The sequence below is a fragment of the Chryseobacterium sp. TB1-D10 genome (assembly GCF_059803555.1).
Genome location: NZ_JAPFHB010000010.1, coordinates 78,951 through 104,163, shown reverse-complemented (window position 1 = coordinate 104,163; position 25,213 = coordinate 78,951). Strand labels below are relative to the sequence as shown.

Below are 25,213 nucleotides of genomic sequence, written 5' to 3'. Positions count from 1 at the left end.
ATAGAATTTATTAATTTTTATATTGCTGTCCAGCCTCCATCGACCATTAGATTGTGACCTGTAATAAAAGAAGCATCGTCTGAAAGCAAGAAAGAAATGGCAGGTGCTATTTCTTCCGGATTTCCTAATCTTTTCATCGGTGATTTTTCACTATATTTTTTAATAAATGAAGGATTTTGATTTTTTTCATCCAAAACTCCACCAGGAGACACGCAATTTACTCTAATATTATATTTGCCGTTATAAGACGCCAAGTAACGGGAAAAATTGATAACGCCTCCTTTGATTGCAGAATATGCTGCCGGCGATGTTCCTCCGTACTCTTCATACAAAGTGAAATCATTTCCTACAACACCATATATTGATGCAATGTTTACTATAGATCCTGAGTTTTGTTTCTTCATGATTTCTATTGTTTTCTGGCAAATGTAAAAAACTGCATTTAGCTGCATATCTACATTTTTTGCCCAAGATTCATAAGGAATATCTTCAAACTTAGTTCCCCAGTCTGCAGTTCTGGGATATGCCAAATTGACAAGACCGTCTATTCTGCCAAAGTTCTCCAGAACAGTTGTCAAGAGTTGGTCTATTTCGTGTTTTTTGGTAACATCGTTTGTTAAGAACACAGCAGCTTCACAATCGAAACTTTTCACATCTACCGCAACTACTTTAGCACCATTTTTTACTAGGTGCTGTAATGATTCTCTTCCAATTAAACCACCTGCTCCGGTAAGAATAATTACTCTATCTTTTAATCTTTCATACATAGTCTCAAAACCGTATTTGCATCTCCGATTGTATTAAATTTTTCGTTATTTTTTAAAATATTTTCAACAAAAAACGCCATCTGATTGTAATAAGTATCAGCAATTTTCTGTTCAGAAGCAAAGATACATTTATTATCAAGTTCAATTGCGTTTTTCAAAAGGTCTACCAAATAGATCCCTGAATCTGTTACTACCTCTATTGATCGTTTCTTCTCTTTTCTATAATAATTTAAAATGATCGACGCGGAAAATTCTTCATAATTCCACAAGTAATTTGCATAGTCATAGGCAGAAATCTCCAAAGAAGAATTGTTCGAGAAAAATGAATGCGTTTCATTTGGATTTCCAAAAAGCCAATACACATAATCCAGCTCATGGATCAAATCAATATGAACTCCACCACCCATTTCTTTGTTTGCACTGTAAACTTTTCTGAAATTTACTTTGGGTCTCCAATCTGGAAGGTAGGATCCGCAGTAAACATTTACTTCGTTTATCCTCTTGTTTTTTAGTAGATTTTTCAGCTCATTTAAAGATTCCAAAAACCTTAAATTGCAGGCCACATAAGTTGAAAATTGTCTTCTTTCAATTTCGTTTACCAGCATTTCTGTTTCTTCATTTATTTCAGAAAACAATGGTTTTTCTATAAATAAAGGCTTATTATAATCAGATAATTGCTTTATTGTTTTAAAATGTTTAGCTGTTGGGTTTGATATTAATACAAAATCTATTTCAGACATATTGATCTCATTCAGATTATAGATATCAATGACGCCTTCCATCTCACTTTTACTATTAGGATTACTCCGCAAAGCATAAATCCGGGCAGATTTGTTTAATTGATAAATAGCATCAATGTGTTTTTTTGCGATGGATCCTAATCCTATTATAACTATCTTCATCCAGTATTAGTAATTGAAATCAAAATTCAATTTGTCGTTTTCTAACAAAAAAGACATAAACTCAAAATCAATCTGGTGGTCTAAGTCAAAACAAAGATGAGGAACCTCATAAATCAAACTTTTATCTGTGATTACTGTCTTATAGTTCTCGGCAAAGAATTTATTTTTGAATATGTAAAATGATGCATTCATATCAAAAACTCTTGGAGCTGATTGCCGAGTCAAGAATTCTCCTTTCTTACATAATTCATAGAAACCGCTTTGATTCTCTTCTACCATATTGAAATACGGATTCCTATTAGCCGGACTTACCGAAAACAGATTAAGAGCATCCTGATTTTGTTCTATTAACTGCATTGCGTTTTGTAAGTCTTTCAGGTCCCGCAAGGGTGATGTTACATCCAAATCGATGACGTAATCATAAAGTATATTGTTCTTTTTTTCTGCGTAAATTTTCGCATCAACAATAGCATCTAATTTGCCTGCAGTATCATTGGCCAAAAAATCCGGGCGAACATAGTCGGCATCAATTTCTGTAGAAATTCCTTCAACTGTTTTTTTTATTTCCAGATCGTCTGTCGACAGAACAATATCTGTATTACCCGTTTCTTTTGAAAACGCTTCCGCAACTTTTATTGAATAGTAAATTAATGGTTGACCATTCAATATTTTTATATTCTTGCCTGGTATTCCTTTTGATCCTCCTCTAGCGCAGATTGTAATTAATATATTCCTCATTATTACAATTTAATATGTTTAATATCTTCCTGTGCTTTTTTGAAATCCTCGTGTTTTCCAATATCCAGCCAATAGCCATTAATAGGATATGTCACAAGCTTCTGGTCCATTTCAATTACTTTTTCCATCAAATCCGTGATGTCATAGAACTCTCCTTCTGGAATCATACTCAAGAGCTTTTTCTTTATAATGTAAATCCCTGCATTTGAAAAATAGGTATATCTTGGCTTCTCTTTAAGTGTCTTTACATTTTGGTTATCATCCGTTTCCAATACAGCGTATGGTACATCAACGTGATAAGAAGTTGCTGCAACTGCCATATCTGCATTTGAATCTTTAAAGGTTTTATAAAAATCAGCAAAATCGATGTTTGTAAGCAAATCGCTATTCATTACAAGAATGTCGTCGTGTTGAAATTCTTCTACCAATAAAACCGAACCAATTGTTCCTAAGGGCTTTTGCTCTCGAAGATAATCAATCTTAATATTCTTTGAACTCCCATCCCCGAAATACGCTTCCAATTGCTCACCTAAATAATTGATACTTAAGTACATATTTTCGATTCCTACATTAGCAAGTCTATCAATATTATATTCAATAATAGGTTTTTCTCCAACTTTAAGTAGAGGTTTCGGTGTATTTTCTGTTAATGGGCGCAGTCTTTTTCCTTCTCCACCTGCCATAAGCACGGCATCCAAAGGAAGCAGCGTGGTTCTGAATCTAAAATTCAAAACATCTACGATCTGCTTATCAATATTCAGAATTGGAATAATTTTGATCAGGTTTTCTTTAAAACTCTTTAGTTTTTCCTGATTAAAATCTTTTTCATAAATAAATTTTGGATCAGGCTGAATGAAATCCGTAATAGAATCCTCAAAACCTAAACCCCGAATAAAACCTCTTCTCAAATCACCGTCTGTAAGAGAACCCAAAAGCCTGTTTTCTTCATCTACAACAAATAAAATGGCGTCGGAAGCGAGCTTATCAAGATGAATAAGGGCATCGCGGACGCTTTGGCTTTTTAGAATTAGATGTTCTTTAAATGAATCCATATTTAGTTGTTTGAATCATGAAATTGTTTTGTACTGAAATCTTCTAAATTTATTTTTCTTAATTCATTCATTATTTTCTGTGTAGTTTCGCCCGTTCCATAAGGGTTTACCGAATGTTCAAGAATGCTTTTGAATTCCCCCGATTTTACATTATCAAGAGCGTTTAAAATTTCTATCTCGGATACATTTGTATTAATAATACTTTCTGCCTGGATTCGTCCTTTTTGCCTGTCACCGATATTAATGGTCGCTGTTTTAAGTGAAGGAACTTCTAAAATTCCGCTGGAACTGTTTCCAATAGCCGCATCGCAATATTTAACTAAGGATAAAAATCTCAAATTTCCTAATGACGAAAAAGCTTTTGCTTTGTCGGGATTTTTCGAGACATAATCATCAATCATTTTATTAATAATCCGACCACCTGTATCTGCATTAGCTTTTGTAAAAATAAAAAAACTATCAGTCTGTTTGTCTATTGCATTCAACAGAATCTGAAACTGGTTTTCCGGTGAATCTTTATCTAAAGTTGTAGGATGAAAAGTTACCTGATAATTATATTTCCGGAATTTAAATTCTAATTGTTTTTCAAGTTCATCTTTATTCAGTAAAGGTAAATTCTTTACACTATCCAACCCAATTGCGCCTACATTATGTACAAATTCCGGATTTTCTCCTAGTTGTACTATCCTGTTTTTATATTCTTCGGTTGAAGCAAAATGAAGATTGCTCATTTTCGTAATTGAATGACGAATGGCATCATCATAAGCGCCTTCAGTAATTTCACCACCATGAATATGCACCATTGGAATTGTAAAAATCAAAGCTGAAGAAGCTAACGCAAGCATTTCGTAACGATCACCTAGGATAACCAAAAGATCCGGATTTAAATCCTGCAAAGCATCAGAAAACCCAATCATTCCTAATCCCATTGATTTTACAATTGAAGAAGCTGTATCTGATGATAAAAGCATTTCGACTTTTCTATCAATACCGAATCCATCTTTTTCGATTTCAGCATATGTTAATCCAAATTCAGGTGAAAGATGCGCTCCAGTTACCAGGATCTGTAACTGCCAATCTGGTTCGTTCTTTATCGCGGTCATTAGTGGTTTTAATAAACCATATTCAGCCCGCGTTCCTGTTGCTACACAAATTTTCATTTTACAATTGAATTAATTCATCTCCTTTATATTCTCTGTCTGCCTGCTTTCCAATCACCTCATCCCATCTCATTGGAGAAATTCCAGTTCCGGGTCTTTTGATTGTGAGATTTTCATCCGTGAATATTTCTCCCTTTCCAATTGACTTTGAAGCTACGATGCTCTTGCGTGCAATTTCTATATTTTTCATTTCCGAAGCACTTGGCTTTTTAATTCCATCGCCGGAAATTGCCTGTTCAATATTACGAATGGCTTTTACCATTTCTTTTAACTGATCTGGTTCCAAAGATGCTGCATGATCCGGACCCTCCATAGAATTATCTAAAGTAAAATGTTTTTCTATGACAGAAGCACCTAAAGCAACTGCAGCAACAGGAACTTCTATCCCTAATGTATGATCCGAGTATCCAATTTCTGTCCCGAATTCCTGCTGGATAGAAAGCATCGCTTTAAGATTCACATCAATCATCGGCGTTGGATATTCTGTATTGCAATGAAGAATGGTGATGTCCTCTTTTGAGATGCCTTCCGCTAAAAAAACATTGATTGCCGCCTCTATATCTTCCATCGTACACATTCCGGTAGAAAGAATAACTTTTCTAAACAGCAGTGCCGCTTTTCTCAAATAGGGAAGATTGGTAATTTCTCCCGAAGGAATTTTCACCAAATCCAAACCTATTTCTTTTAAATATTGTAAAGATTCTAAATCAAAAGCGGTTGAAAAGAATTTTATATTTTTCTGTTGGCAGTAGTCAATTAATAATTCGTGATTCTCGTGAGAAAGTTCTAGTTTCTTCAACATTTCATATTGAGAATCTGTTGAATTTCCGGTATTTTGAATTTGATAATCTGCTTTTTTGGCAGATTTAGCAACTAAATTTTCAGATTTAAATGTTTGAAATTTTACATAATCCACACCGGCATCCACTGCTGCATCAATCAGTTTAAAAGCATTATCCAAACTTCCATTATGATTAACACCAGCTTCGGCAATGATTAAAACTTTTTCCATTTCTTTTAATTTACTTTAGTTTTTTTGAGGGATTTCCTGCCCAAATTTCATTGTCAGGAATATCATTAATCACAACACTTCCGGCTCCAATTGTCACCCCTCTTCCAATATTAATTCTTTGTTTTACAACAGAATTAGCTCCTATAAAAGAATTCTCACCTACAGACACATTTCCTGTTAAAACTGCACCTGGAGCAATGTGTACTCCCCCTTCAATAATGCATTCGTGTTCAACGATACATCCGGTATTTAAAATGCAATTGTCCGCAATTTTTGCAAAAGCATTAACGGTAACATTTGCACCAATGAAGTTCCCTGTCCCAAATGTCGCATAATCACTTAATATTGACTTTGGATGAATAATATTTAATAACGTCTTTTTTTTAGATAAAATTAAATCTGCTACTTTCTGACGAATTTTGTTATCTCCTATTCCTAAAACAAATTCATTAACCGAGTCCCAGTCAAAAGAATCACTTCCTTCATCTCCCAAATAACTGATCTCAAAAGGATTGTATAGAGATTGCTTCCTTTCACAATAATATTGTATATCCAAACCCATTTGTTTTGCTGCATCTAAAACAACAAAAGAATGCCCGGAATAGCCAATTACTGCTATAGAATTTTTATCTCGCACTACTTGGTATATTTACGATTCTTTCTTCTAAAAATTCGGCATTTTTTTGTGAATCACGCTGACAATGTACATACATTGGCAAGCGGTACATCAAGTTCCAAATCGGACGCGTCATCACGCCTTGATCGTTTGTGTTTTTTAAAAAATCTTCTCTTTCTGCTTTATTATTAAGTTCGACACACATCAACCAGTAATTTGCTTTGGTATCAGGTGTTTCCTGTCTGAATTTGATTCCTGACGCTTTAAAAAGTTCAGCATATTTATCCGCCAAAATTCTTTTATCTGCAAGAAATCCATTTAATGATTCTAGTTGAGCACAAACCAGAGCCGCATTCAAATTAGGCATTCTGAAATTATATCCCAGCTCATCGTGAAAGAATTCATAAGGATGAGGTCTTTTTGCAGTTGTGGTAAGATATTTTGCTTGGGTTCCCAATTCAATATTATTGGTAATAATTGCTCCGCCTCCTCCGCTGGTTACGACTTTGTTTCCGTTGAATGAAAATCCACTGATCAATCCAATGGTTCCAGTGTGTTTGCCTTTATAAAAACTTCCCAGAGATTCGGCAGCGTCTTCTACTAACGGAATTTGCCATTTGTCACAAACAACCATTAATTCATCTAAATGAACCGGAAATCCGAAGGTGTGCATTGGCATACAAGCAGCAATACGCCTTCCGGTAGATTTATTATAACAGCCATCTTCTCGTAATTCACCAAACTCCTCCAAAAAATCTTCAAGTGCTTTAGAAGAAAGTCCCATCGTATCCAAATCTACATCAATGAAAACAGGAATTGCATTATTATAAGCGATTGCATTGGCAGTCGCAATAAATGTAAGTGCTTGTGTAATTACCTCTTCATTTTTCTTGACACCTGCGAGTCTTAAAGCAACCTGAAGAGATGCCGAACCATTTACTACTGCAATTGCTTTTTCTGCACCAGTAATATCCTGCATCATGTTTTCAAATTGATCGACAAATGCTCCTACTGAAGATACAAATGTAGAATCAATTGTATCTGTCACATATTTTTTTTCGTTGCCTCTGAAACGTGGTTCATGAAGCGGAATGAACTTATCTGTATTAAAATGATCTCTTACAAAAGAGACCATATTTTGAATGTTATCCATGATTACATTTTAGAATCTAAATATTTCCCTGTTTCTTTGTGACCGAAATCAGGAATCATTTTAAAGAATAAATCCACGATCTCTTCTTTATTCCATTTTCGTGCATCCTTTAATTCTTTAATCGTTTCTTCGAATGCATTGAGTTTATCTTCCTCTATGTTCAGTTCGTTCTTTATCACACCTAGATTTTCGAAACGATCCATATCCAAAGTTTCTTTATCGGTAAAGAATTCTTCAAAATCTTTTTCTCCCGTCGTATCGCTTGATGTAAACAAACAAGGCCATTTTCCTTCTTGGGGTAATGTTTCAACTAAAACCCTGGCTTCATCTTCATCTTTACATAAATATGGTTCGTAGCCAATTTCATTAAGATATTTAACAGCGATTTCAGCAAAAGTAATTAAATGTAAGTTTTCACTAAGTTTTGGAAAGAAAATATCTCTGTTCTCACCGAAGATACAAGACATTAAGCAAAGTTCGCCAGATTCTTTTGGAATTACGAAATAACGTTTGATATCATTTGGAGCAACGATTGGTTGTTTTTTTTCTATTCTTTTATTAAATCCGTGTAATAGTGAACCATCGGAAAATGCTACATTAGCAAAACGTGCAGTGGAGATTGTTATTTCTTTGCTTTTTCGCATTAAAAACATTTCCATAATACGCTTTGATGCGCCCATCATATTCACTGGATTGGCGGCCTTATCTGTTGAGACGCAGAAATATTTTTTAACTCCTTTATCTATAGATTGTTGCAACGTTTTATCTGTATTAAAAACATTCACGTCAATCATTCTCATTAAAGTATAAGGATCTTTTTCGCTTCTTACATGTTTTAATGCAGAAAGGTTTAAAACATAGTCATAATCGCCGTCTGCTTGCCAAAATGCATCATATTCAATAGAACCGATATCTAGTGCAAAAGTTTGGAAATCTCCGTCAATGTACCCAAAAGAACTTCGGATATCACGTACCAATTCAACCATATTGTTTTCACTGATGTCTACAATATGAAGTTTTTTTGGATGACGCTTAAATATCTCCTTTGTTGTGGCAGATCCTATAGAGCCTGCGCCACCTATTACTAAAAATTTAGAATTTGAAACAATTGTACGGAGTTCTTTTTCATTAGATTCTATATCACTTTGAAACAATTCTTTTTGTCTTCCTATAAGATTTAAAATATTCATATTAACTTTTCAACAACGATAAAAACTGATAAAATTACTTTCTTCCCTTTGGGTCTGAATAATATCCATATCCATATTTATTGCCATAACGGCTATCTTCAGGCATTACATTATTGAGTACAAAAGAAATATTATCAACCTCGTGCGACATTTGGAATTCTTCCGCAAAATCCAACATTCTGTAATCCGTATAATTCGACTTTATAATATAAAGAATGATATCAGAATTTTTCATTAAATGCAATGTATCACTTACCAACATTACTGGTGCTGAATCTAAGATAATATAATCATAAGTCTCCCTAAGCATAATGATCATATCATCAAATTTCTGCATATCTAATAGGTCGTTTGGATTTGGTGCTATAGCTCCACTAAATAAGACATCCAAATTATTATGATACCCAGATGCTACAATATAAGAATCCAGTGATACATCATCTGATATCAAATAGTCTGTCAGTCCTCTTTTATTTTCTTTAACAAAACGATGCAATTGTGGATTACGAATATCTGCACCAATAATGAGCACTTTAGAAGATCCAGCCAAGGTAAGTGCCGTATTCATAGCAATCGTTGTTTTGCCTTCTCCCTTGATGGAAGAAGTTATGAGAATTACACCTCCTGAGCGAGGTTTTTCTTTGGATCTAAACAAAAATTTAAGATTAGAGGTCAGAATCCTAAATGACTCTGCAAAAACTGTAAAATCATTTGGCGTTAACAGTGCCAAGTCGTCATCTTCTTTTACCGGGATTTCTGCTATAACCGTTGCATTTGCAATATGTGACTGGATCTGCTCTCTAGTGTGTACTTTGGTATCTGATGCATTTTTTACAAATATGATAACCAACGGCAAAAGCAAACCTACAAGCAGTGCACCTAAAATAATCTGCTGTCTATCTGGTTTTACAATACCAACTGTGTAAGCGGGATTAAGGATTTTGGCTTTTGGTGCTGTAACTGCCAAGGTAATGGCATTCTCCTCTCTTTTCTGCAACAAATAAAGATATAATTGTTCTTTTAGATTTTGCTGACGTTCTATACCACGGAAAATTTTCTCTTGTGTTGGATATTTATAAATCCTTGAACGATCCGCATTAAGCTGGCCTTGAAGCTGTGCAATCTGGAGCTGTAAGGTAGTTTTAGACTCCATTAAATTTTGGCGTATTAATCCACGAATCTCTGAAATATCTTTATTTAAAATTATTACCGATGGATTTTGGCCTGTCGCCTGCTTAAGTGTTTTGTTCCTCGTTAGCAACATATCGTTGTAACGGGCAATATAACCTTCTGTAGCACTTGTCAAACCCATGTTAGAAGGTAATAGCCGGTCTGTATTGCTAAGATCAAAAATAGAATTGACTAAATCTAACTGTGTAGAATAGGTTATAAGTTGCTTGATATTATCATTGGAATTTGTGAGCGCCATAGTGGCTTGCGTATCAAGATCAGTGATCTCATTACTGCGTTTGAAATTTTCTTTTGTTCCCTCAATCCCTGAAAGATCATTAGAAATAATTTCTAATCTTCCATTGATAAAATCCTGAGTGTTCTGAGCCTCTAAATTTCTATCCTTTACGCCTTCTACGTTATATTGTGCTGTGAGAACGTTTAGAATATCTTCTGATTTTCCAGGAACTTCACCTGTCAAACTTAATTCCATTAAAAGCCCTTTGTTTGGTGGTAATACGACTATTACTGATTTCTCAAGATATGAGACTATACTTCTTGTACTTTCAAAAACCACCTTTACGGCTTCAAATGATTTCCTACCTGGTCGGATGTTCAATATAACCTTACCTAATGGAAGGTCTGCAACCTCTCCAAGGCGAAATGTGCTTTTCCCATTTAATAACGGCCCTTCTGATAATTGATACATACCATTACCAGTATATGTTACTGTGTAAGATGCTGAAGAAAAATGAGCATCAGAAATGGAAACTATTTTGCCAACTAAAGGCGATGATGTATATAATTCATTTTCTTTTATCGCTCCAACACCGAAAAAACTCACATTCAAATTAAGAACACCAACTACCTTTGAAAGAATAGGTTTGGAAAGAATGGCAGTTGTTTCTCCTTGCAATTCACTACCTTCTGAAAGTCCATTACCTAATGTAGCGAGATCTGTGAGCGGAATGTTTCCTTTTGTATTTGTCTGAGGAAACTGCAATGTTGTTTTTGAGAGGTATTGAGGTGTAGCATAACGAAGATAAATTTTTGCACCAATGAAGAATACCACAATGCTTAGCAGAATCCAATACCAATAACGCAGGTATTTCAGAATCTCTTTCTTAAGATTCAGTTTTGTTTTTTTAACAGCCATTTGGCTATCCATAACCTCCATATTTATTTGGATATTGCAATTATAAGGGTAACTACAGCTATAGCCGACCCCAGTACTTGTAACATAAGTACGCGGTTCGGATTTGCATTAGCCGCAATTTGTTTATTATTATCAGGCTCTACGTATAAAATATCATTTTGCTGCAGATAATAATATTGTGAATTAATGACTGAAGCTTCGGAGAGATCCAAAGCATAGGTAATATCCTTACCTGTTTCTTCGGAATAACGAATCAACTTAACCTTAGTACGGTTAGCAGAATCATTCATATCACCAGCAAGAGCTAAGGCTTGAAAGACATTTAAACGCTCCGTACTGCTTGTTTTCTGTCCTGGTGTCCTTACATCACCTAAAACGCTGATATTAAAATTAACCAATCGAATAGTTAGAACAGGATCTGTCAAATATTGTTTAAGGCGCGTATCAAGATCAGCCTTCAATTGCTGCTTTGTCATTCCTTTGCAGAAAATATTTCCTACTACGGGAAAGGAAATATAACCATCGGACGTAACCTGATACTCGTTATTACCTAAAACAACACTTCCTGAACTACTTTCGTCCCCGGTTTTCAGCATTGTAGTTTTATTAAAAGGCTTAACAGCCAAATCGTCTAAAGCAGTCACCACTATTTCCAATACATCACCCTCCTGAATGCGGAGACCTTCATAACGCGCCTGTGATACTTCTTTTTCAAAGTTATCGTTGCTCATATATATCATATTTTGTTTTGGCTTACAAGAAAAAGCTAACAATATGATAAGCAAAAAAAATAATGGTTTTTTCATTGGAATCCTGCAAAGATAATCAATATCTATTACAGTTTATAAAATATTAATCTATGCTACCGATATAATAACTAATACCAATACCTAACATTCTGTTATAAGTTGTATATTTTGTATAATCCGGATAAATTTTTGAAAAACCTCTGTCAAATCGGATAAACACATCCCACTTTTCTTCAACTTTAACTCCAACTCCCACAGAGACACCATAACCGAAACTTTCAATTTTTTGTTCCTGAAGTTCTGTGTATGAGGGTGGACCAGATCTTTTATCTGACATCAAAAATTCTAATCTTGGACCAGCCATAAAGTATATATCACCTTTGTAACCTTGGTTTCTCATGAAATATTTTATATATAAAGGCAATCCAATATAATTATTATGAAATTGCTGTTTTTCCATTTTAGGGATCTCTGCATTTTCTCCTTGCATAGCAAACTCTAACTGCGGCGTAAAATAAAGCCAGGCAGAATCATAAATATCATTCGGCACCAATGCTATATCTGCAAAAATACCTATGTTAGCGCCAAATATCCCTTTTGACCGATCGTGGATTCCCACAATAGAGGTCTTATGGAAATTTCCTGTAATACCATATTTAATAAACTGTGCATTTGCTACTCCAAATATCAAAAGAGAATATATAATAATTAGTTTTTTCATGAAATGTAGTTCTTCAAATTTGGGACGAAATTAAGAATTTTTTATTTATTTTAAGAAATTATTTTCAATATCACTATGTATATTTTATATTAATTTAATTTAATGTTGGATTTAATTCATCTTTTAAAATCTCTACAACAACGTCATACTCATAACCTTTAGACAAAAGATGCCTTATTGTTTTGCTTTTTTTCTGGTAATCTTTCAGCCCTTTTTGAGTAGAAAAATAATTTTGATAAAGTTTGATAAGCGCTTTTTCATAGTCAGAATCGTCAATTTCATCCATACTACTCGCAATCAGTTTTTCATTGATGCCTTTTTGCTTCAGATTCATCTTGATTTTATTCCTTCCCCAATGTTTGATATAGAATTTCCCTCGGATGTAACTTCTCGTAAAACGCTCTTCATTAAGATAATTTTCCTTAATCAAATACAAAAAAATCTCATCCTTCGCTTCCGGAATCAACAGAAAATCTCTCATCTTCTGCTCCACTTCAGCGTGACATCTGTCTTGGTAAACGCAATAGTTTACCATTTTTTGCTTGATCTCATCAAAAGTATAAGATTTTTTCTCCATCGGATTCAAATAAAAAAGAATGAACGAATTGTCCATTCTTTACATTATTATAGTTTGATTTTATTAATAATTGAAAAGAGCGTGACCTTCCATTAATTGGTTAACTTTCTTTTTAACAGAACCCAAAACCTCCTCATTTTGAATATTGTCAACAACTTCAGAAATAAGATTTGCAATAGTTTCCATATCGTTTTCCTTCAAACCTCTTGTCGTGATGGCAGCAGTCCCGAGACGAATCCCGGAAGTTGTAAATGGCGATTTGTCATCAAACGGAACCATATTCTTATTGCAAGTGATATCTGCTTTTACCAATGCTTTCTCAGTTTCTTTTCCGTTTACGTTTTTATTACGAAGATCAATCAGCATCAAGTGATTATCCGTTCCTCCACTTACGATTTCGAAACCATTATCTACCATTGCTTTAGACAAAGCTTGAGCGTTAGCTTTAACTTGCTTAGCATAAACCTCGAATTTCGAATCAATTGCTTCTGCAAATGCAACCGCTTTCGCTCCAATCACATGTTCCAAAGGACCACCCTGAATTCCTGGGAAAACTGCGCTGTCCAGAACTGCGCTCATTAATTTTGTTTCGCCTTTTGGTGTTTTATGTCCATAAGTATTTTCAAAATCCTTACCCATCATAATCATTCCGCCTCTTGGACCTCTCAAAGTCTTGTGAGTAGTAGTTGTAACAACGTGGCAATGTGCGAAAGGATCATTAAGCAAACCTTTTGCAACCAAACCGGCCGGATGTGCAATATCCGCCCAAAGTGTGGCGCCAATCTCATCTGCCACTTCACGGAATTTTGCATAATCCAAATCTCTGGAGTAAGCTGAAAACCCTGCAATAAGCATTTTTGGCTTTTCACGAAGAGCTACTTCTCTCATTTGATCATAATCAATCAAACCGGTTTCTCTCTGCACGCCGTAAGAACAAACCTGATACTGGATTCCAGAAAAGTTAACCGCAGAACCGTGCGTGAGATGTCCGCCCATAGACAAATCCATTCCCATCACTTTGTCACCCGGTTTCAGGATAGAAAGGTAAATAGCAGCATTCGCCTGAGAACCGGAATGTGGTTGCACATTCACATAATCTACCCCGAAAAGTTCTTTTGCTCTGTCGATCGCCAGATTTTCTACCTCATCTACCACTTCGCAACCGCCATAATAACGTTTGCCCGGATAGCCTTCTGCATATTTGTTTGTGAGTACACTTCCCATCGCTTTCATCACATTTTCGGAAACAAAATTTTCCGAAGCAATGAGTTCTATTCCGTGGGTTTGTCTTTGTCTTTCTTTTTCAATAAGGTCGAAAATCGGATCTTGCATTTTAGATTTATTTTTGCCAAAAATAAGAAATTCTGAAGATATTTTTATAACTTTCGCCAATTAACATTTATATAATAAAATCGCTTTGTATTGGAAGTTAAACCCCCAATTAGTATCAAGCGATAACATTGACCTTTGAAAAATAATAAATATCTACAATATGAATTCTAAGAAAAAATATAAAAAAGAACTCCTTAAATCTTTGAAATATATGGAAGCTGCCGAAAGCACTTCTCTGAAAGTAATGACCAACCTGATGCTTCTGAAAGAGCTGAAAGAAAACAACATCAGTTTCAAAAAAGGTGATGTCTTTTCCTTCGAAGACAATATCTTTGATTACAGCGAGGACAAAAACGTCCGCATCCTTGCAAAACTTCGTAAGAAAACGATGAAAGCGATGCATAAGTTGGTTGAAAAAAATAATTTTAAGGATAAAGAGCTGAAGTTTTTGGCTTAAGAACAAAGTCAATTTTAACAATAAAAAAAGCCGGACTCTTAATCGTTCCGGCTTTTGCTTTTATTATTGTTTAATAATCTTCTGCGCTTTATTATCATTAATTTTGAGATAGTAAGTTCCTGATGTTAGATTTTCAAGATTGATTTTATCTGTATCATTATTAGATTTCTGCTCCTTGACAATCTTTCCTGAAACATCAATAATGGTAACTGAATTAATCTTTTCCTGCCCTTGAATATTCAGGATATTTTGTACCGGATTTGGATATACTTGATAAGTTTGTTTTCCAATTTCCGATGTAGACAGCAGATTTGTATTTCTAAAATACATTTTGTCTCCCGCTGGATTTGTAATGGTCAAATATTCTATATTATTACTTTTTGAATAGTCGTAGCTGTATTTTTGCCCTACATAAAGTCTATAGAAATCTAACATTCTGACATCATAAGCATTCACAGCTTCACTGTTTTCGCCGTCATAGATGAACGGAAACTGGCTGTATTGATAAGTAAAAGAATTTTCATTGCTCGTGAAAGTCATATAGCAGGTTCCTGCATTGTAATATCTTGGATAGAAATAATATTTCTCATTACTATAAAGCATTTGGGATTGTAGAATGGGCACAGTTGTCGGTGGCAGATATTCGGTTGAGCCTGAAGTAATTTTGAATAAACGCCAATCTCTGCCAACAAGGATTTGCGGATCAGTAATTTGAGCATAATGGAATAGACTTACGAAAGCCAGGATCAAAGTGTAGAAATGTTTCATTTTATTTTTCAAGCAATACTCAAACTATATGCGACGAAAAAAGAAATATGTTAAAACAATTTTTAAAAATAATAGGTTATTATTTGATTTTATTTAAAATAAAGTAGGCTGACCGTCTGCCATTGTAGGAACGTGAATATCCGTTTTCCATTCTTCATTCATTTTCTCAATCAAATGTGCTGATAAAAGTGGCGAAGCTTTCTCAATATTTTGATGCACGAAGAAATACAGGTTTTGAAGTCCTTCTTTCTTCCATTTGGTCAATCGTTTCAGCCAGTCTTCCAATCTTTCATAATCGCTGTCTGCGTTGGCACCAACGTATCGGATAAAAGCATTTGGTGTGGTGAGTCTCATATGGAGCATATCTCGTCTTCCAGCAGTATCAACAATGATATTGGTGATTTGATTCATTTCGAATAATTCACAAACGGTGTTGAAAACTTCTTCGTCCGTAAACCATTTCGTATTTCTGAGTTCAATTGCTAATGGAACTTCTTTTGGCCAATCTTTTACAAATTTCTCCAATCGCTCATAATCTTTCGGTTTAAAATTATCGTGAAGCTGAAGAAAAACCATTCCCAACTTTTCATCGAAATTAAGAACTGCCGAAGCGAATTGCGTGACAACATCTGTGATATTTAATAATCTCCGGAAATGGGAAACAGTGTTGGTAATTTTCGGAAAGAATTTGAAATCTTTCGGCGTTTTCTCCTTCCAGGTTTGAACTTGTTCCGCAGTTGGCATTCCGTAAAATGTGGCATTCAACTCAATCGAATTGAACTGCGTGGAATAATAAGTCAACTCATCTTTTGTTCCTTTTGGATAAAAACCTTTGAGATCCGTCTTGTTCCACTTTGCACAGCCGATGGAGATATTATCAAGCCCTTTTTTATTCTGCTCGAGAATAAATTTGGTCTGAGGATGGTCTTTTGGCAATGTAAAATCTATCTGCGAAGGATCTGCAACTTGTCCGAATTTCATTGGAGTTCAAAGTTTTTGATTGGAAGCTTAAAGTTATGGAAAGTTTTCTGAAATCACGATTGATATTATTAAAAGAAGACAATTAAACTTTGAAGTGTACTATTCCAACTTGAAAAATGTATTTTCTGAAATGTATTGGCAATGAAAGTCCAGATCCTTAAAAATCTAACATTATATTTGCCAGTTGGAAAAAATATTATTTTAGGATTTAACAATTCTTGTATTTTCGATCTAACTCCCAACAACTAATTATCATATAACTTTCACTAAACTACCTGAATGAAGAAATTTTGTTTCCTTTTTATTTTTATAATTTTAAGACTGAACGCCCAAACCTACAGCATCAGTGGGAAAGTAAATGATGACACTAATAATCCGATAGAAAACGCAACAGTTTCTCTCATCAAACAAAAAGATTCCTCCATCATCAACTTTACCGGAACCAATAAAAACGGAAGTTTCGAAATCAAAATTCCTCAACAAAAAGAACCTTCTTTTCTTCAAATCTCAGGCGATAAACTCAGAACTTATTCTAAAAAATTCGATATCATTAATAAAGATGAAAATCTTGGGAATATTAAATTGATAAAAGATCTGGTGACGAATATCGAAGAAGTTCAGATTACAGTTTCGCCTGTCAAAATCAAAAAAGACACTGTTGAATACACAGCATCTTATCTGAAAGTAAAACCTGATGCGAAAATTGATGAATTACTAAAAGAAATTCCAGGTGTAGAAACTGATGAAGACGGAAAAATTACCATCAATGGGAAACCTGTCAACAAAATTCTCATCAACGGAAAACCATTTTTCAATAAGGACGGAACAATCGCTTTACAGACTTTTCCGGCAGATATCATCAAGAAAATCCAATTCACAACGTCGAAAACCAAGGAAGAAGAATTCACCGGAAGAACGCCGAAATCCGATAGTATGACAGTCAACTTCAACATTGATGAAAAAAATAACAAAGGAAATCTCAACAATCTGAGTCTCGGCTACGGAAGCAACAAACGTTATGAAGGCAATCTTTTTATGACGAGATTCCAAAAGGACAGAAATATCGCTTTGATTGCGGCTTCCAACAATATCAACACAACAGGATTTTCCGTCGATAGTTTTTTTGACAGCGGAACCAAGAGTAAAAATTCTGCTGTGAATGGTCGTGCCGTCAACACGGGAATTATGCGAACTTCGATTATTGGAATTAATTATGCAGATAAAATCGGTGACAAACTGGACTTGGAAAAACTCAGTCTGCAATACAATGACAGCAACCTGGAAACGTATTCCAAAACCTCGAGGACCACTTTTCTGCCGGATTATAAATTAGATAAAAACTCGGAACGAAATGGGAATTCTGACACGCGGAAATTCAATGCGAGTTCGGACGCCAATATTAAAATTGATTCGCTGACAGACGTTACGATTTCTGCCAATTTTGCAAATACTTCGGTTGATAATGTTAGCGACAGTAATACTTTTACGTTGAGAGATGACGAGAATCTTAACAGCAGCAAAAGTTCTGTGAGAGGAAATTCTGAGAATAACAACTTCAGTCCGACGATTGGTTTGACGAGGCGATTCAAAAATGAAAGACGGTCACTTTCGGCGTCCATCAATAATACATTTGCGCAAAGTGTGAACCGGAATTACAATCTTCAGGAAACTTTATTTTTCCAAACGCCGGAAGATAATGATTATAGAAATCAGTTTTCTCAAACCAAAAATTCCAGAAATACGTTTGGAGCCGATTTTAAATATTTTGAACCGATTTCTGACTCAGCGACGGTTTCTTTGGAAATGAATTTTGACCACCAAGATTTGAGTAATGAAAGAATCGTGAATGATTTTGATACCGATTCAAATCAATATTCAAATTATAATTCACTATTATCTAATACATTAAATCAAAATAATGATTTCCTGAATACTGAAATCAATTATAACCTCAATAAAGAAAAACTGACTTTCCGTGCTGGTGCGAATCTTAATTATTCAAAGCTTGACCTTAATTCCATTTACAATCACGAAAATATTCCGCTCAAAAAGAATTTTGTGCTTCCCGAATATAGTTTGATTTTTCAATATAAATTCACGAAAAGCAAGAGCCTGAGAATTACGAACAACGCCAATTACATAATTCCGGCGGCAATGGAACTAAATCCGTTTATTGACATTTCAAATCCATTAAGTATCGTCCAAGGAAATGAAAATTTGAAAAGTACTTGGCAAAACTCTACAAATATTAATTATAATTCTAATGACGTTGCGAGAGGAATTAACTTTTTCGCTACGATGAATTTCAGTTATACTAATAATGATATTGTAGATTTTTCTAATTTTGATGTTGCGTCTGGAAAACAGTTTAGCACATTCGTAAATATCAGTGGAAACAAGCGTGCAAACTTCAACACGTCGTTTTCAAAAAGCTACAAATGGAACGGGAACCGTTTGAGAATTGCGCCAACTTTCTCCACAAGTTACAGCTATAGAAAAGGGTTCGTAGATGGAACAATGTTTACAAATGATGTTTACACCGTTTTTCCGAGATTGAATGTGACGCTCAATTGGAAAGATATTATGGATGTTCGTTCGTCATTCGGAATCAATTATTCCTATTCGCATTACACCAATTACAGTCTTGATAAAACGAAAATTGCCAACCAAACGGTCAATATTGGAACAACCAATTATTTCCTGAAGAAAGACCTTTTCTGGGAAAATGACTTCCGGTACGCGAACAATTCGAACATTTCTGCAGGATTCAACCGAGCTTCTTATTTCTGGAATTCAAGTCTGACTTATCAGTTTTATAAGAAGCAGATGATGCTGAAATTCAAAGTTTATGATTTGCTGAATCAGCGTCAAAATATCACACGAACGATTGGCGACAATTATGTGGAAGATAAGGAAGAATTGATTTTGAGACGTTATTTTATGCTGACTTTGATTTTTAAATTCAATAAAATTGGTGGCAGTAAATCTTAATACAAAACCTCTTTCGTCAAAATACTTTCAATATTATCCGGATAATTGACCTCAATCAAATTCTCAGAATTAATCCAGTTTCTGATTTTTGTCGAATCCAACTTGGCCGAATTGGCAACGCCCATTTTGTCGAGCGCAAAAGCATTACATTCCTGTTCGTACTGATTTTCTATTGGGATTACGTATAGTTTTTTATCCATAAACATGGCTTCCGCAGGTGTTTCGAAGCCGGCGTTACAAAGGATTCCTTCGCAAGATTCAAACATTTCAAGATACTTCTTCTCATCAATCGGGAAAATCTCCACATTATTGAACTTCTGAATTTGTTTCGCATATTTGGAAAAAACCTTCCACTGAACATCAATTCTCGTTAGGAAATTAGTAATCACTTCATCCGAAAAACTTGGAAGATAAACCAGATAATGTCCTTGATTTGTTGGATTCAGATTGCGGATTTTTTGCCTGATAACAGGCTTTTTGATGTGTGAATTATAGTTCTCAAAATGGAAACCGATTTTCTTTTTGCACGGCACATAACTATTCAAAATCAAACTTCCCAACCAATCTTTCTTCTCAGGTTTCGGTGTCTCTTTAAAAGTCAAAGAAGCCTGATGACTGAGTTCCACAATTGGAAGATTCTTCAGTTTCGCCGCCCAACCTGTCAATGGTTCAAAATCATTGATAATCAAATCATAAGCAGACAAATCCAAATCTTTGATAACCTTCGCCGCTTTGCAAAAATTGTTTTCCAGAAACGTCTTTTTATAAGACAATCCGCCTGTTTTATTATAAAGTAAAGACACGCCTTTGAAACGGTAATCGATATCAAAATCTGACTTCAATTGCGTCTGATGTCCGCTAATCAAAGTGTCTACCAATGCGTGTTTTTTGAGGATTGGAATGATTTCCTGAGCTCTTGCGAGATGTCCGTTTCCAGTGCCTTGGAAGGCGTATAATACTTTCATTAATTTGTGTTTTTTTATATAATTTGAGTCACGATTTTCATCAGTTCCTCACTATTCATTTCTTTTAATTCTTCTGGTTCCTCATCAGTTAGAGTATGTTTTTCATTTTCATAGACAAAGAGTTTCCATTCACCATTTTGATATTCCAAAGCGGATAGATTTTCCACCCAATCGCCGGAATTCAGATAAGTACATTTTCCTTTTTTGCCAATCACTTCTCGGATTTGAGGTTGATGAATGTGGCCGCAAATAACATAATCGAAGTTATTTTCTATTGCCAGTTCCGAAGCCGTCAGTTCAAAATCGCCGATATATTTCACGGCTTTTTTGACATTATTTTTAATCTTTTTTGAGAATGAATATTTCTCTCTACCAATTTTCTCAAGAAACCAATTCACGAGATTGTTGATGGCAATAAGCAAATCGTAACCTTGTCCGCCCAACTTTGCAATCCATTTGGAATGTTGAACCGACGCATCGAAAACATCACCGTGAAAAATCCATGCTTTCTTGTCGCCCAATTTCAGAACGTGTTTGTTACACAACTTCAGTTTTCCCAATTCAAAATCGGTGAAATTCCGGAATGCTTCATCGTGATTGCCTGTGATGTAAAAAACTTCCGATTCTTTGGTCGCAAATGAAATCAGTTTTTTGACAACCTTGAGATGAGACTTCGGGAAATAAGATTTCTTGAACTGCCAGATATCGATGATGTCCCCATTCAGAATCAAAGTTTTCGGACGGATGGAATTGAGATAACGCAGCAATTCCTTCGCCTTGCAACCGTAAGTTCCAAGATGGACATCAGAAATAATGACAATTTCAACATCTCTTTTCATATTTAGATTAAGGGCAATTTCATTCACAATCAGATTTATACAAAGAACGATTTCTAATTTGAACTGTGCGTGAATGCTATTTTATATTTGATGGTGCGAAACGGATGAATTTTCTGATTGTCTTAATATTAATTTAAAAAATAAGCGGATATTCTCTCAAAAATATTAGTTTTGTTCAGTTACAATTTACATTGAGTCTTTCGATGTTGGAATTTAAACACTAAGCACACAAGGATTTTTTGAAATTGAAACTGCTTTAGGGTCACAAAGTCGCTTCGCTAAAAAGATTTAAATCGCCATGAACTTTGTACTCAAAATATTTAAAAATTATATAAAAAGTTATGAAAGGTCAGAATAAACTGTTTATCGCAATTATCATTGGATTGGTTTTGGGCGTCACTTTAGGAGGAATTGTCCACACCAGTTACCCCGAATCAAAAGAGGAATTCGCTAAGAATATCAAATTGCTGGGAACGGTTTTTATCCGATTGATTCAGATGATTATCGCACCGTTGGTTTTCTCAACTTTGGTTGTAGGAATTGCAAAAATGGGCGACATCAAAATGGTCGGACGTGTTGGGACGAAGGCGATGCTTTGGTTTATAACAGCTTCATTAGTTTCCTTGTCAATTGGCTTGGTTTTGGTGAATTGGCTGGAACCTGGTCACGTGACACAACTTCCAATTCAGGATGTGTCGTCCGCTTCTGACATTGTGAAAAACAGCAAAGGATTTTCTGCGGAAGACTTTGTGACGCACATCATTCCGAAAAGTTTATTCGAGGCTTTTGCTACTAATGAAGTTCTGCAAATCGTGGTTTTCTCCGTGATGTTCGGGATTGCGCTTTCTGCGATGGGCGAAGATTATGTGAAACCAGTTATCAAAGGTTTGGATATTATTGCCCACGCCATTTTGAAAATGGTAGGCTACATTATGTGGGTGGCGCCGTTGGGTGTTTTCGGAGCTATTTCTGCGGTGGTGGCAACGAATGGTTTTGAGATTTTCAAAGTTTACGCCATTTATTTGAGAGATTTCTTTTTTGCGCTCGCCATTCTTTGGCTGGTACTTCTATTAGTTGGATATATGATACTTGGCAACAGACTTTTTGAATTATTGAGAAGAATCAAAGAGCCTTTGTTGATTGCATTTTCCACTACGAGTTCAGAGGCTGTTTTTCCGAAATTGGTAGAAGAATTGGAGAGATTTGGTTGCAACAGCAGGATTGTTTCTTTTATTTTGCCTTTGGGATATTCCTTCAATCTGGACGGAAGTATGATGTATATGACCTTCGCCTCGATTTTCATTGCACAGATTTACGGCATCGATATGCCATTAGGACAACAAATCATAATGCTTTTGGTTTTGATGTTGACCAGTAAAGGAATTGCAGGCGTTCCGAGAGCAAGTTTGGTAATCATCGTCGCTGCTTGTGGAATGTTTGATATTCCAGTAGAAGGAATCGCGTTGATTTTACCAATCGACCATTTCTGTGATATGGGAAGAAGTATAACGAATGTTTTGGGTAATGCTTTGGCTACTTCTGCTGTGAGTAAGTGGGAAGGGCAGTTGGAGAATTAAGCATCAATTAGATGAAAACAATCTTATCTTTTTTCATTTTAATGTTATTATTCGGTTGTCAGAAAAATATTGAGCCTGATGAATTCGTTGGAACTTGGATTATAGATGGAATACCATATTCTAAAGCTAAAATCACTTTCTCTAAAAATCACACTTTTGAATATGTTGAAAAAAATGACTTTTCAAATAGTAATTCCAATGGGAAATGGGAAATTCGAGAAGATACTTTGATTTTAAATTCTGTTTTTCCGAACGAGTGTTTGTATGTCAACAATTTTTTACAAAGTTGTAATGACGAACAAGCAATTTTGGTAAAACCTTTTATAGAAACTACAATCATAAATTGTCGGCCAAAAACATCAAAAAATTTTTTAGGAAATTCGACGATACTAAGTTTGTAAAAGATAGTAATTCTTTGGTTTTTATTCCAAAAGGAAACTGCAGTGATTTTGATTTTAAATTTAATATTCATAGATAAATTCTAATTTAGGTTCTTTAACTAAATAGAAGTGGAAATCCCTAGCCCTGATGGTAGTGGAAATCCCACAGCAAGCTATGGGAAAAGCAAGGCGCGAGGAATTGTAACGGACAGCAGGTTCCCGGCTCCTGAAAATTCAAATCTTAAATTTTTCGAAATTAGATGTAATAAATCCAAGGTCAGAATTGTCCTTATGTCGTAAACCGATAACTAATGAAACAATCTTTCTTAATTCTATTCTTTTTAAGTCTTTCATTTTCAGGATTTTGCCAAAAAACAGAACAAACAAAATCAATCGACAATTACCTGACCGAAGTGATGAAAACTTACGAGATTCCGGGTTTGGCGGTTGGCGTTGTAAAAAATGATAAAATCATTTTTCAAAAATATTACGGCAGAGAAAACTTGGAATCTGATAAAAAAGTGGATTCAAACTCTCTTTTCAGAGTTTATTCTACCACAAAACTGATTACCAATGTTGCTGTTTTCCAACTGATTGAAAAAGGACAACTTTCTTTAGAAGACAAAATTTCGAAGTATGTTGACAATCTTCCAAAAGAATGGCAAGATGTGAAAATCAAGAATCTGCTGTCGCATTCATCTGGCATTCCGGATTTTGAACGAAACAACCTACCCACCAATCTTTCCAATGCTGAAGTTTTTGAACGACTATCCAAAGAAAAAATGGAATTCGAGACGGGAAATCAGTATAGTTATAATCAGACCAATTATCTGCTTTTGGCGATGACTATCGAAAAAATTACTGGACAAAAATTTGAAGATTATGTTTTGAAAAATCAGTTTTCTGATGCTACGAATAGAATCATATTCAATTCCAATTCTCTTGAAGAAATCCCGAATCGCATTCAGTTTTACAGATATAATGATTCTCTGAAACAGTATAAAAAATCCACGCACGTTGGAGGTTTGAGAGCTCACCCTGCGAATGGACTGGCAATTTCCCTTCCCGATTTTCTGCAATGGAGCATCCATTTGGATAAAAATCAATTCCTGAAAGACGAGATGAAAAAGCTGATGTGGAAACCGTTTGATTACACCAATAAACAAGATGTTTTTGCACACGGCTGGGAAATCACCAAAACAGGAAACATAATGTCTTACGGTTTTTCCGGCGGAAATGTAAGTGCTTACAGTCTATTTCCTGATAATGATTTGTCTATCATTTTTATGTCAAACGGTTACAAATACAATGCTTTCCCGCCTCTGTATTTTATCGTCAACCACATTGCAGGATTGATTGATAAACAATTAGCTAATCCGTATTGGTCAAGAGAAGAATCAGTTTCTTCAGATATTATAAAAAAGCTTGATGTCAAAAAGGAAATTTATGGTTATCACATTGAGAAAGATAAAGTGATTTTCACGTACAAAATTCCTAAAGATTTAAACGCCAAAGCGATAACAAAGATGGCTGTTGCTGGTTCATTTAATGATTGGAATTCTGGGAATACAGCTTATCAAATGGTTTTAAAGGACAAGAATACGTTTGAATTGGTTTTGCCAAAATCTCAATTCGAGAAAGGAAAAACGTATGAGTTCCGATTTGTGATGAACAAAAATGGCTGGCTCTCCACGCCTTACAGCGCACTCAATACCAATGGAAATCCTAATGATAATAATCTGACAATCAAAGTTGATTAAAAGCAATTTTTTAACTTTGACTCCGATGCTTTGGTAACGTTGGTAATGAGTAAGTAGGAAGGACAGTTAGCGTTGGGAAAATTAAATAATTACAATTTTTATTGTCATAAAATTTACTTTAGACTTATTCTTATTTCATTAATAAGTCTTCACTCTTCATAATTCCATATTAGGATAGGACTTAAAAACAAAAAAGCATC

General features: G+C 35.0%; 23 protein-coding genes. 5 read left to right on the top strand and 18 right to left on the bottom strand.

Annotated elements, in window-relative coordinates; translation table 11 throughout:
* Positions 1 to 17 precede the first annotated feature (17 nt).
* The 14 genes from OPU68_RS14640 to glyA form a co-directional block, all read right to left on the bottom strand.
* Entirely contained in the window at positions 18 to 767 is a 750-nt protein-coding gene (locus OPU68_RS14640) for an SDR family oxidoreductase (protein WP_498474703.1), read from the bottom strand.
* Entirely contained in the window at positions 752 to 1,669 is a 918-nt protein-coding gene (locus tag OPU68_RS14635) for a Gfo/Idh/MocA family protein (RefSeq protein ID WP_498474702.1), read from the bottom strand. The genes OPU68_RS14640 and OPU68_RS14635 overlap by 16 nt, the downstream gene beginning before the upstream one ends.
* A gap of 6 nt (positions 1,670 to 1,675) precedes the next feature.
* Positions 1,676 to 2,407 (bottom strand): acylneuraminate cytidylyltransferase family protein, encoded by a 732-nt coding sequence (locus OPU68_RS14630; protein ID WP_498474701.1) that lies wholly within the window; start codon positions 2,405 to 2,407, stop codon positions 1,676 to 1,678.
* Between the two features lie 2 nt (positions 2,408 to 2,409).
* Complete coding sequence (locus OPU68_RS14625; protein ID WP_498474700.1) at positions 2,410 to 3,459, bottom strand: nucleotidyltransferase family protein; 1,050 nt, start codon at positions 3,457 to 3,459, stop codon at positions 2,410 to 2,412.
* 2 nt (positions 3,460 to 3,461) lie between these two features.
* Complete coding sequence (gene neuC / locus OPU68_RS14620) at positions 3,462 to 4,619, bottom strand: UDP-N-acetylglucosamine 2-epimerase (RefSeq protein WP_498474699.1); 1,158 nt, start codon at positions 4,617 to 4,619, stop codon at positions 3,462 to 3,464.
* A gap of 1 nt (position 4,620) precedes the next feature.
* The gene (gene neuB / locus OPU68_RS14615) at positions 4,621 to 5,631 is read right to left on the bottom strand and encodes an N-acetylneuraminate synthase (protein WP_498474698.1); all 1,011 of its coding nucleotides are present in this window, start codon (positions 5,629 to 5,631) and stop codon (positions 4,621 to 4,623) included.
* A gap of 10 nt (positions 5,632 to 5,641) precedes the next feature.
* On the bottom strand, positions 5,642 to 6,268 hold the full coding sequence (locus OPU68_RS14610) for an acetyltransferase (RefSeq protein WP_498474697.1): 627 nt from the start codon (positions 6,266 to 6,268) through the stop codon (positions 5,642 to 5,644).
* Positions 6,258 to 7,400, bottom strand: coding sequence for a LegC family aminotransferase (locus OPU68_RS14605; protein WP_498474696.1), 1,143 nt, complete (start codon positions 7,398 to 7,400; stop codon positions 6,258 to 6,260). Before OPU68_RS14605 ends, OPU68_RS14610 begins: the two co-directional genes overlap by 11 nt.
* Before the next feature lie 2 nt (positions 7,401 to 7,402).
* Complete coding sequence (locus tag OPU68_RS14600) at positions 7,403 to 8,590, bottom strand: UDP-N-acetylglucosamine 4,6-dehydratase (RefSeq protein ID WP_498474695.1); 1,188 nt, start codon at positions 8,588 to 8,590, stop codon at positions 7,403 to 7,405.
* A gap of 34 nt (positions 8,591 to 8,624) precedes the next feature.
* Positions 8,625 to 10,937: a GumC family protein gene (locus OPU68_RS14595; protein ID WP_498474694.1), complete on the bottom strand. Its 2,313-nt coding sequence runs from the start codon at positions 10,935 to 10,937 to the stop codon at positions 8,625 to 8,627.
* 2 nt (positions 10,938 to 10,939) lie between these two features.
* On the bottom strand, positions 10,940 to 11,722 hold the full coding sequence (locus OPU68_RS14590; protein WP_498474693.1) for a polysaccharide biosynthesis/export family protein: 783 nt from the start codon (positions 11,720 to 11,722) through the stop codon (positions 10,940 to 10,942).
* A 46-nt stretch (positions 11,723 to 11,768) separates the two neighbouring features.
* On the bottom strand, positions 11,769 to 12,386 hold the full coding sequence (locus OPU68_RS14585; protein WP_498474692.1) for an outer membrane beta-barrel protein: 618 nt from the start codon (positions 12,384 to 12,386) through the stop codon (positions 11,769 to 11,771).
* A gap of 94 nt (positions 12,387 to 12,480) precedes the next feature.
* Complete coding sequence (locus OPU68_RS14580; RefSeq protein WP_498474793.1) at positions 12,481 to 12,963, bottom strand: regulatory protein RecX; 483 nt, start codon at positions 12,961 to 12,963, stop codon at positions 12,481 to 12,483.
* Positions 12,964 to 13,026: 63 nt separating this feature from the next.
* A complete protein-coding gene (glyA, locus tag OPU68_RS14575; protein ID WP_498474691.1) occupies positions 13,027 to 14,295 on the bottom strand; it encodes a serine hydroxymethyltransferase in 1,269 nt (422 codons plus the stop codon).
* A gap of 160 nt (positions 14,296 to 14,455) precedes the next feature.
* Here glyA and OPU68_RS14570 point away from each other — a divergent pair, with 160 nt between their 5' ends.
* On the top strand, positions 14,456 to 14,752 hold the full coding sequence (locus OPU68_RS14570; RefSeq protein WP_498474690.1) for a hypothetical protein: 297 nt from the start codon (positions 14,456 to 14,458) through the stop codon (positions 14,750 to 14,752).
* A 63-nt stretch (positions 14,753 to 14,815) separates the two neighbouring features.
* On the opposite strand, the gene OPU68_RS14565 is transcribed toward OPU68_RS14570, so the two are convergent.
* Both OPU68_RS14565 and OPU68_RS14560 read right to left on the bottom strand, forming a co-directional pair.
* Entirely contained in the window at positions 14,816 to 15,520 is a 705-nt protein-coding gene (locus OPU68_RS14565) for a T9SS type A sorting domain-containing protein (RefSeq protein WP_498474689.1), read from the bottom strand.
* Positions 15,521 to 15,613: 93 nt separating this feature from the next.
* Positions 15,614 to 16,501: a DUF72 domain-containing protein gene (locus tag OPU68_RS14560; RefSeq protein ID WP_498474688.1), complete on the bottom strand. Its 888-nt coding sequence runs from the start codon at positions 16,499 to 16,501 to the stop codon at positions 15,614 to 15,616.
* Positions 16,502 to 16,780: 279 nt separating this feature from the next.
* Between OPU68_RS14560 and OPU68_RS14555 the strand changes: the two genes are divergently transcribed.
* Positions 16,781 to 19,492 carry an outer membrane beta-barrel protein gene (locus OPU68_RS14555; RefSeq protein WP_498474687.1) on the top strand — a complete coding sequence of 904 codons (2,712 nt, stop codon included), beginning with the start codon at positions 16,781 to 16,783 and terminating at the stop codon, positions 19,490 to 19,492.
* Here the strand turns inward: OPU68_RS14555 and OPU68_RS14550 are convergent.
* Entirely contained in the window at positions 19,489 to 20,457 is a 969-nt protein-coding gene (locus OPU68_RS14550; protein WP_498474686.1) for a glycosyltransferase family protein, read from the bottom strand. The genes OPU68_RS14555 and OPU68_RS14550 overlap by 4 nt on opposite strands.
* A 14-nt stretch (positions 20,458 to 20,471) precedes the next feature.
* On the bottom strand, positions 20,472 to 21,296 hold the full coding sequence (locus tag OPU68_RS14545) for a UDP-2,3-diacylglucosamine diphosphatase (protein WP_498474685.1): 825 nt from the start codon (positions 21,294 to 21,296) through the stop codon (positions 20,472 to 20,474).
* Between the two features lie 341 nt (positions 21,297 to 21,637).
* Here OPU68_RS14545 and OPU68_RS14540 point away from each other — a divergent pair, with 341 nt between their 5' ends.
* From OPU68_RS14540 to OPU68_RS14530, 3 genes are all read left to right on the top strand, one after another.
* Positions 21,638 to 22,873 (top strand): dicarboxylate/amino acid:cation symporter, encoded by a 1,236-nt coding sequence (locus OPU68_RS14540; RefSeq protein WP_498474684.1) that lies wholly within the window; start codon positions 21,638 to 21,640, stop codon positions 22,871 to 22,873.
* 11 nt (positions 22,874 to 22,884) lie between these two features.
* On the top strand, positions 22,885 to 23,274 hold the full coding sequence (locus tag OPU68_RS14535) for a hypothetical protein (RefSeq protein ID WP_498474683.1): 390 nt from the start codon (positions 22,885 to 22,887) through the stop codon (positions 23,272 to 23,274).
* Positions 23,275 to 23,564: 290 nt separating this feature from the next.
* Complete coding sequence (locus tag OPU68_RS14530) at positions 23,565 to 25,013, top strand: serine hydrolase (RefSeq protein ID WP_498474682.1); 1,449 nt, start codon at positions 23,565 to 23,567, stop codon at positions 25,011 to 25,013.
* Positions 25,014 to 25,213 lie beyond the last annotated feature (200 nt).